The organism is Nonomuraea sp. NPDC001684, from assembly GCF_053596515.1.
The window spans coordinates 1-8,706 of sequence record NZ_JBSFGJ010000395.1 but is presented as its reverse complement, the minus strand read 5'-3'; the positions used below and the strand labels follow the sequence as shown (position 1 = coordinate 8,706).

8 protein-coding genes are annotated in these 8,706 nt (G+C 75.9%); 7 read left to right on the top strand and 1 reads right to left on the bottom strand.

Annotation, left to right across the window (positions count from 1 at the left end; all coding sequences use genetic code 11):
* On the bottom strand, window positions 1-266 hold a 266-nt coding region (locus ACWCSD_RS41080; RefSeq protein WP_449923015.1), incomplete at its 3' end, for an AfsR/SARP family transcriptional regulator.
* A gap of 125 nt (window positions 267-391) precedes the next feature.
* Here ACWCSD_RS41080 and ACWCSD_RS41075 point away from each other — a divergent pair.
* The 7 genes from ACWCSD_RS41075 to ACWCSD_RS41045 all read left to right on the top strand — a co-directional run.
* The gene (locus ACWCSD_RS41075) at window positions 392-1,492 is read left to right on the top strand and encodes an alkene reductase (protein WP_449923012.1); all 1,101 of its coding nucleotides are present in this window, start codon (window positions 392-394) and stop codon (window positions 1,490-1,492) included.
* A gap of 218 nt (window positions 1,493-1,710) precedes the next feature.
* Window positions 1,711-2,466: a 2,3-dihydro-2,3-dihydroxybenzoate dehydrogenase gene (locus ACWCSD_RS41070; RefSeq protein WP_449923009.1), complete on the top strand. Its 756-nt coding sequence runs from the start codon at window positions 1,711-1,713 to the stop codon at window positions 2,464-2,466.
* A 142-nt stretch (window positions 2,467-2,608) separates the two neighbouring features.
* A complete protein-coding gene (locus ACWCSD_RS41065) occupies window positions 2,609-3,703 on the top strand; it encodes an isochorismate synthase (RefSeq protein ID WP_397157892.1) in 1,095 nt (364 codons plus the stop codon).
* Complete coding sequence (locus tag ACWCSD_RS41060) at window positions 3,690-5,216, top strand: (2,3-dihydroxybenzoyl)adenylate synthase (RefSeq protein WP_397157890.1); 1,527 nt, start codon at window positions 3,690-3,692, stop codon at window positions 5,214-5,216. Before ACWCSD_RS41065 ends, ACWCSD_RS41060 begins: the two co-directional genes overlap by 14 nt.
* A gap of 1 nt (window position 5,217) precedes the next feature.
* On the top strand, window positions 5,218-5,865 hold the full coding sequence (locus ACWCSD_RS41055; protein WP_397157888.1) for an isochorismatase family protein: 648 nt from the start codon (window positions 5,218-5,220) through the stop codon (window positions 5,863-5,865).
* Window positions 5,858-6,076 carry a phosphopantetheine-binding protein gene (locus ACWCSD_RS41050; RefSeq protein WP_449923004.1) on the top strand — a complete coding sequence of 73 codons (219 nt, stop codon included), beginning with the start codon at window positions 5,858-5,860 and terminating at the stop codon, window positions 6,074-6,076. The genes ACWCSD_RS41055 and ACWCSD_RS41050 overlap by 8 nt, the downstream gene beginning before the upstream one ends.
* A gap of 43 nt (window positions 6,077-6,119) precedes the next feature.
* On the top strand, window positions 6,120-8,706 hold a 2,587-nt coding region (locus ACWCSD_RS41045), incomplete at its 3' end, for an amino acid adenylation domain-containing protein (RefSeq protein ID WP_449923001.1).

The window sequence follows — 8,706 nt, the reverse complement described above, 5'->3', positions numbered from 1 at the left end:
CGCAGCCGGTACCCGGCCGCCTGGTACGGCACCCGGTCGCGCCCCAGAGCCGCGCGCAGCCGCGACACCTTGGCCTGCAACGCGTTGCCGGCCCGCCCCGGCGGCTCGTCGCCCCACAGGTCGTCGATGAGCCGGTCGGCCGACACCGGCCGCCCCTCGTGGACGAGCAGGTCGGCGAGCAGGGCCCGGACCTTGCTCTCGACGATCTTGACGGGCCGCCCCTCGTCGTCCCACACGGCGAGCGGGCCGAGTACTCCGAACCGCATGGGAGAACCGTACACACGCGCCGGAGGTGGACCGTCAGCAGATCGTCAGGATCCCCGCAGCGCCCGGGTGCAGAGTTCGGTCACGGATCACGGCGATCCGCCTCGCACAGATCGGAAGCACTGACATGTCCGGCACGTCACCCCTGTTCCAGCCCACGACGCTCGGCTCGCTGAGCCTGCCCAACCGCCTGGTGATGGCGCCGATGACGCGCAACCGCGCCGCCGCCGACGGCACGCCCACCGACCTCATGGCCGAGTACTACGCCCAGCGGTCGGCCGCCGGACTGATCATCGCCGAGGCCACCACGCCCAACGCCGTCGGCCAGACCTATCCGAACATCCCCGCCCTGCACCTGCCCAGGCATGTGGCCGGCTGGCGGCGGGTCACCGAGGCGGTCGCCGAGGCCGGCGGCCGGATGTTCGTGCAGCTGCAGCACGGCGGCCGGATCGGCCACCCGGCCAACAGCGGCCTGCGGCCCGTCGCGCCGTCCCCGGTGGCCTTCCCCGAGCCGGTCGCCACCCCGGACGGGAACCGCCCGGCCGTCGTGCCGAGGACGATGAGCCTGGACGAGATCGAGTCCACCGTGGCCGACTTCGCCGCCGCCGCCCGCCGGGCCGTGGACGCCGGCTTCGCCGGGGTGGAGGTGCACGGCGCCAACGGCTACCTCATCCACCAGTTCCTGGCCGACGGCACCAACCACCGCACCGACGCCTACGGCGGCTCGACGGCCCGGCGCATGCGCTTCGCCGTCGAGGTGGTGCGCGCGGTCGCCGCCGCCGTCGGGCCGGAACGGGTCGGCCTGCGGCTGTCGCCCGGGTTCCCCGGGCAGGGGATGAGCGAGAGCGACACCGACGTGCTCTACCCGGCGCTCGTCGAGGAGCTGTCCGGCCTCGGGCTGGCCTACCTGCACCTGGTGTGGGCCAAGCCGGACCAGCCGCTCTACCGGCGGCTGCGCGCCGCCTGGCCGGGCGCGCTGATCGCCAACCCGGCCCAGCCCTGGCCGGGCCCGCTGCCCGCCGACGGAGGCCGGCGCGAGGCGGAACGGCTGCTCGACGCGGGCGCCGACCTGGTGTCGCTCGGCCGGGCCTTCCTGGCCAACCCCGACCTGCCCGAGAGGCTGGCCGCCGGGGCCCCGCTCAACCCCGTCCGCATCGAGCACTGGTACGGCGGCGACCACACCGGCTACACCGACTACCCGACCCTGCGCCAGCCTGCGCTGGCCTGAGACCACCTGCTCGCACCGGCGGCGTGGCCGCGGCTCCCAGCCGCGGCCGCGCCGCCTTTTCGCGTCTCCGACCTGCGGTGACATCCCCGATCTCGCTCCTCGCGCGGCTTTCCCGACGGCCCTCGCCGGGTCCGGACGGCGGTCTTGACAGACCGTCTCTTTGCCTTCAAATTAGGCAAGGCTTACCTAACTAAAGCATTCGGGGAGGACGTGCCGCAATGGACGGGATCGACGGCGAAATCGCCTTGGTGACCGGCGCGGCCCGCGGCATCGGGGCGGCCGTCTGCGCCGCCCTGGCCGGGGCCGGGGCCGTGGTCGCCGCGGCCGACCTGCGATCGGTGACCGGCGGCGACGGGCGGCCGTACCGCATGGACGTGCGCGACCCGCACGACGTCGAGCGCGTCGTCGCGGCGGTCGAGCGGGACCTCGGCCCGATCGCGATCCTCGTCAGCACCGCCGGCGTGCTGCTGCCCGGCGAGGTGGACGGCACCGGCGACGACCACTGGAGGCAGAGCTTCGCCGTCAACGCCGACGGCGTCTTCCACGTCTCCCGCGCCGTCGCCCGCCGCATGACGCTGCGGCGGCGGGGCGTGATCGTCACCGTCGGCTCCAACGCGGCCGGCGTGCCGCGCGTCGGCATGGCCGCCTACGCCGCCTCCAAGGCGGCGGCCCGGATGTTCACCCGCTGCCTCGGCCTGGAGGTCGCCAGGCACGGCATCAGGTGCAACGTCGTCTCACCCGGCTCCACCGACACCGCCATGCTGCGCGCCCTGTGGGACGACGCCGACCCCGACGAGGCGCTGTCGGCCACCCTGCACGGCGACCCGGCCGCCTTCCGCGTCGGCATCCCGCTCGGCCGGGTGGCCGACCCGGCCGACGTGGCCGACGCGGTGCTGTTCCTCTGCTCGGCACGCGCCAGGCACATCACCATGCACGACCTCCTCGTGGACGGCGGCGCCACCCTCCACGCCTGACCCGCCCCTTCCCTCCGAGCCCGCCCCGAGCCCGCACCCCTTGAGCCTGCCCCGAGCCCGCGGCCTCCGCGCCCGGACCGCCCGGCGGCGGGCCGAACCAGATGGACCGACCGAGATTGGACCGATCGAGATTGGACCTCCCTTGCATCTGCTGACAACCGCGGCGGATCCGCTCGCGGGCTACGACCGCGCGGAGTCGGTGCTGTTCGCCTCCGCCCGCGGCACGCTGCTCACCCGCGGGGTGCGCGGCGTCGCCGCCGGCGACCTGGCCACGCTGGCCGGCAGGGTGGACGGCCCGGCAGCCGGGGCCATCGGCTTCGACGGCACGGCCCACCTGATCCTGCCCGAGTCCGAGACCTGGTCGCCGCCGCTGCCGCCGGGCGCCGCCCCCCTGGTCAGCGGCGGCTGGTGGAGCAGGCGGGTGCCCGAGCCGGCCGCGTACGCCGCCGCGGTGCGCAGGGCGCTGGCCGAGCTGGAGCGCGGCGGCCTGGCCAAGGTGGTGCTCGCCAGGACCGTGGAGCTGCGCTCGGACGAGCCGATCGACCTGCCGGGGCTGCTGCGCCCGCTGCTCGGGCACGGCTACTCCTTCGCCGCGCCGCTGCCCGGCGGCCGCACGCTCACCGGCGCCAGCCCCGAGCTGCTGGTCTCCCGCCACGGGCGCGCGGTGGTCAGCAACCCGCTGGCCGGCTCGGCGGCCCGCTGCGACGACCCCGCCGAGGACCGGCGCAGGGCCGCCGCGCTGGCCGCCTCCGCCAAGGACCTGCGCGAGCACCGGCTGGTCGTGGAGGCCGTCGCCGACGCGCTCGCGCCGTACTGCGCGGGCCTCCAGGTGCCCGTCACCCCGGAGCTGACCTCCACCGAGACCATGTGGCACCTGTCCACCCGCGTCACCGGCACGCTGCGCGACCCCGACACCCGCGTGCTCGCGCTGGCCGCCGCCCTGCATCCGACGCCCGCCGTCTGCGGCACGCCCGAGGCCGGGGCGCGGCGGATGATCGAGGAGCTGGAGCCGTTCGACCGCGGCTTCTACGCCGGGCTGGCCGGCTGGACCGACGCCGCCGGCGACGGCGAATGGGCCGTGGCGATCCGCTGCGCCGAGGTGGCCGAGCACACCCTGCGCCTTTACGCCGGCGCCGGCATCGTCACCGGCTCCGACCCCGAGGCCGAGCTGGCCGAGACCGCCGCCAAGTTCCGCACCATGCTGCGCGCCCTGGGGGTCTCCGATGCACTGGCCTGAGGAGGAGGCCGCGCGCTACCGGGCGGCCGGCTACTGGCGCGGCGAGACGTTCGGCGGCCTGCTGCGCGACCTGGCCGCCGCGTACGGCCCCCGCCCCGCCCTGATCTCGCCCACCGCCCGCTGGACCTTCCGCGACCTGGACGAGCGCGCCGACCGCCTGGCCGCCGGGCTGCGCGCGAGCGGCATCGGCCGCGGCGACCGCGTCGTGGTCCAGCTCCCCAACGTGCCCGAGTTCCACCAGGTGTGCTTCGCGCTGTTCCGGATCGGCGCCTGGCCGGTGTTCGCGCTGCCCGCCCACCGCTCGGCCGAGATCTCCCACTTCTGCTCCTTCACCGAGGCCGCCGCCTACATCTGCCCCGACGACGAGCACCGGGCCTACGCCCCCGGCACGCCCGCGCACGTCCTCGGCGAGCTCCCCGAGACCGACCCGGACGAAGGCGACCCGAGCGAGAGCGGCCCGCACCGCCCCGCGCCCGGCGACGTCGCCTTCTTGCAGCTGTCCGGCGGCAGCACCGGCCTGCCCAAGCTCATCCCGCGCACCCACGACGACTACATCTACAGCTTCCGCGCCAGCGCCGAGATCTGCGCGCTGCGGCCGGACAGCGTCTACCTGTGCGCGCTGCCCGCCGCGCACAACTTCCCGATGAGCTCGCCCGGCGTGTTCGGGGCGCTGAGCGCCGGGGCCGCGTCCGTGCTGGCCCCCGACCCCAGCCCCGGCACCTGCTTCCCGCTCGTCGAGCGCGAGCGCGTCACGATCGCGGCGCTCGTCCCGCCGCTCGCCCTGGTCTGGCTGGACGCCGCCGCCACCACCGGCCACGACCTGTCCAGCCTGGAGGTGCTCCAGGTCGGCGGCGCCAAGTTCGGCCGGGAGGCGGCCAAGCGGGTGCGGCCCGAGCTCGGCTGCACGCTCCAGCAGGTGTTCGGCATGGCCGAGGGCCTGGTCAACTACACCCGCCTGGACGACGACGAGGAGACCATCGTCGCCACCCAGGGACGTCCCATCTCGCCCGACGACGAGATCCGCGTCCTGGACGACGACGGCCGCGACAGCGACCACGGCCACCTGCTGACCCGCGGCCCGTACACCATCCGCGGCTACTGGCGGGCCGAGGAGCACAACAGGACCGCCTTCACCGACGACGGCTTCTACCGCACCGGCGACATCGTCCGTCGCACCCCCACCGGCCACCTGGTCGTCGAGGGACGCGCCAAGGACCAGATCAACCGGGGCGGCGAGAAGATCGCGGGCGAGGAGGTCGAGAACCACCTGCTGGCCCACCCGGCGGTCCACGACGCCAGCGTGGTCGCCGTGCCCGACCCCTACCTGGGGGAGCGGGCCTGCGCCTACGTCATCTGCCGCGGCGACCCGCCCAGCGGGGCCGAGCTGCGCGCGTTCCTGCGCGGGCGCGGCATCGCCGTCTTCAAGATCCCTGACCGGTTCGAGTTCGTCGACGCCTTCCCGCAGACCGCGGTCGGCAAGGTCAGCAAGCGCCACCTCCGCGAAAGGACATGACATGACGATCCCCAGGATCGAACCGTACGCCATGCCGTCCGAGCTCCCGGCCAACCGGGTGGACTGGCGGCCCGACCCGCGCCGGGCCGTGCTGCTCGTGCACGACATGCAGAACTACTTCCTGCGCGCCTTCACCCCCGGCCGCTCGCCGATGGTCGAGCTGATGGCCAACGTGCTGGCGCTGCGCGAGCGGTGCGCCGAGCTGGGCGTGCCCGTCGTCTACTCCGCCCAGCCCGGCGCCCAGAGCGCCGAGCAGCGCGGCCTGCTGCTGGACTTCTGGGGCACCGGCATCGGCGCCGACCCGCGCGAGGCCGCGATCGCCGACGAGCTGACGCCCGGCGACGGCGACGTGCTGCTCACCAAGTGGCGCTACAGCGCCTACCAGCGCACCGGGCTCGCCGAGCTGATGGCCGGGCAGGGCCGCGACCAGCTCGTCATCTGCGGCGTGTACGCCCACATCGGCGTGCTGATGACCGCCTGCGAGGCGTTCATGCGGGACGTGCAGGCGTTCGTGGTCGCCGACGCCGTCGCCGACTTCTCCCGGCAGCACCACGAGATGGCCCTCACCTACGCCGCCGAGCGGTGCGCCGTCACCACCACGACCACCCGCGTCAGCCGCGCCCTGTCGGGGGCGGTGGCCGGTGTCTGAGGCCGAGGAGCGCCTGCGCGCCCAGATCGCCGGCCTGCTGTACGTCGAGCCCGCCGAGCTCGGCCCGCACGACGACCTGCTGGAGGCCGGCCTGGACTCCATCAGGGTGATGACGCTCATCGAGGCGTGGAAGCGGGAGGGCCGCGACATCGGCTTCCCCGACCTCGTGGACCGGCCCACCATCGCGGCCTGGGCGGAGCTGCTCACGTGATCGCCGTCCCGACCCGTCCCCGCGTTCCCGAGGAGCGGCCCGCGTGACCCTGCAGACCATGCCGCTCACGGGCGCCCAGGCCGGGATCTGGCTCGCCCAGCGCCTGGACCCCGCCAACCCCGTCTACAACGCCGCGGACCGCATCGACCTGCGCGGCCCGCTCGACCCGGCCCTCTTCGCGCGGGCGCTGGAACGCTGCCTGGCCGAGGCCGAGCCGCTGCGCCTGCGCTTCACCGCCGAACCGGCCCAGTACCTGCCCGACTACGACTCGCTGCGCGGCTGCCTGACCGTGCTGGACCTGCGCGGCGAGCCCGACCCGGAGGCCGCGGCCGACGCCTGGATGCGGGCCGACCTGGCCGCGCCCGTGGACGTCGTCACCGGCCCCCTGTCGCGGCACGCGCTGCTGCGCCTGGCCGGCGACCACCACGTCTGGTACCTGCGGGCCCACCACATCCTCATCGACGCCTACGCCCTGTCGATGCTGGTCGGCCGGACCGCCGACATCTACACGGCGCTGGCCGACGGGCTGGCGCCGGGGGCGGGGCCGTTCGGGTCGATGGCGGCGCTGCTGGCCGAGGAGGAGGCGTACCTGGCCTCGGAACGGCGGGCCCGCGACCGGGCGTACTGGCTGGAGCGGCTGGCCGGCGCCCCCGAGCCCGCCGGGCTCGCCGGGACGCCCGCCTTGTCGGCCCGTGAGGTCGTACGGCGGCGCGCCGCCCTGCCGCCCCTGCCCCGGTGGGACGACCTGGCCCGCGCCGCCCGCGCCACCTGGGCCGACGTCGCCGCCGCCGGCCTGGCCTGCTACGTGGGACGGCTCACCGGCGGCACCGACGTGCTGGTCGGGCTGCCGCTGATGAACCGCACCGGGGCCGCCGTCCGCGTGCCGTGCCTGACGGTCAACGTGCTGCCCGTCCGGCTCGACGTACGGCCCGGCCGCACGGTCGGCGACCTGGTCGGGCAGGCCGCCCGCCGGATCGCCGAGGCCCGCCGCCACGGCCGCTACCGCATCGAGGACCTGCGCCGCGACCTGGGCCTCGGCGGGACGTCGCGGGCCCTGTTCGGCCCGCTGCTCAACATCAAGCCGTTCCCGGCCGAGACGAAGTTCGGCAGCGCGACCGGCACCGTCACCAACCTGGCCGCCGGGCCGGTGGACGACCTGGCCGTGGCCCTGCTGCCCGACGGCGACCGCCTCACCCTGGAACTCGACGGCAACGCCGCCCGCTACGACCAGGCCGCCCTGGCCGCCCACACCCGACGCCTGGCCGGCTTCCTCACCACCCTGACCGGCGCCTCCCCGGACACCCCGCTCGGCCGCCTCCCCCTCCTCACCGCCGACGACCGCGCGGCCCTTCCCCCCGAGACCGCACCGCGAACCGGCCGCGCCACCGGCCACGCCACCAGGCGGGCCGGCGGGTGGACCGGCGGGCGGACCGTGGTGGACGCCTTCCTGGAACGGGTCCGGCTGACGCCCGCCGAGACGGCCCTGGTGTGCGACGGCGACAGGCTCACCTACGAGGAGCTGGGCGCGCGGGTGGACCGGCTGGCCCGGCGGTTGGCCGCCGGCGGCGCGGGCCCGGAGCGGGTCGTGGCCGTCGTCCTGCCGCGCTCGGCCGAGTTTGTGGTGGCGCTGCTGGCGGTGCTGCGCAGCGGCGCGGCCTTCCTGCCGGTGGACCCCTCCTACCCGGCGGAGCGGCGCGCCCTCATGCTGGCCGACGCCGCCCCGTCCGTCGTGCTCAGCCCCGGCTGGGCGGGGGACGCGCCCGGCTGGGCGGGGGACGCGCCCGGCTGGGCGGGGGACGCGCCCGGCTGGGCTGGAGACGCCCCAGGCTGGGCCGGGGACGCGCCCGGCACGCCGGATCCGCTGCCTCTCCCCGGGCCGGGCGACGCCGCGTACGTCATCTACACCTCCGGCTCCACCGGCCGGCCCAAGGGCGTCGTGGGCACCCACGGCGGGCTCGCCGCCCTCCTGGACTCCCACCGCGAGCGCCTGTTCCCGGACGGCGGGCGGCTGCGCGTCGCGCACACCGCGTCGTTCTCGTTCGACGCCTCGCTGGACCCGCTGCTGTGGATGATCGGCGGCCACGAGCTGCACCTGCTCGGCGACGACCGCTACCGCGACCCCGAGGCCCTGACCGTCTACGTCCGCGAGCACGACGTCGACTACCTGGACCTGACCCCCTCCCACCTGAAGGAGCTGCCCGGCCTGCTGGCCGAGCCGCCGCGCGTCGTCGTGGTCGGCGGCGAGGCCGTGCCCGGCCCGCTGTGGCGGACGCTGCGCGAGCGCACGTTCGCCGTCAACCACTACGGCCCCACCGAGGCCACCGTGGACGCCTACACCTGGCTCGGCGACGGCTCGGAGTGGCCCACCGCGGGCTCGTCGGCGCACGTGCTCGACGACGCGCTGCAACCGGCGCCGCCGGGCGCCGTCGGCGAGCTGTACCTGGCGGGGGAGGGGCTGGCCCGCGGCTACCTCGGGCGTCCCGACCTGACGGCCGAGCGGTTCGTCGCCGGTCCCAGCGGGTCGCGGCTGTACCGGACGGGCGACCGCGCCCGCTGGGCCGCCCCCGGACGGCTGGAGCTGCTGGGCCGGGCCGACGACCAGGTCAAGGTGCGCGGCGTGCGGATCGAGC

Coding starts and splice junctions, on each gene's coding strand:
- ACWCSD_RS41055 (WP_397157888.1), top strand. CDS start 5,218: ATGACGATCCCCAGGATCGAACCGTACGCCATGCCGTCCGAGCTCCCG.
- ACWCSD_RS41075 (WP_449923012.1), top strand. CDS start 392: ATGTCCGGCACGTCACCCCTGTTCCAGCCCACGACGCTCGGCTCGCTG.
- ACWCSD_RS41060 (WP_397157890.1), top strand. CDS start 3,690: ATGCACTGGCCTGAGGAGGAGGCCGCGCGCTACCGGGCGGCCGGCTAC.
- ACWCSD_RS41070 (WP_449923009.1), top strand. CDS start 1,711: ATGGACGGGATCGACGGCGAAATCGCCTTGGTGACCGGCGCGGCCCGC.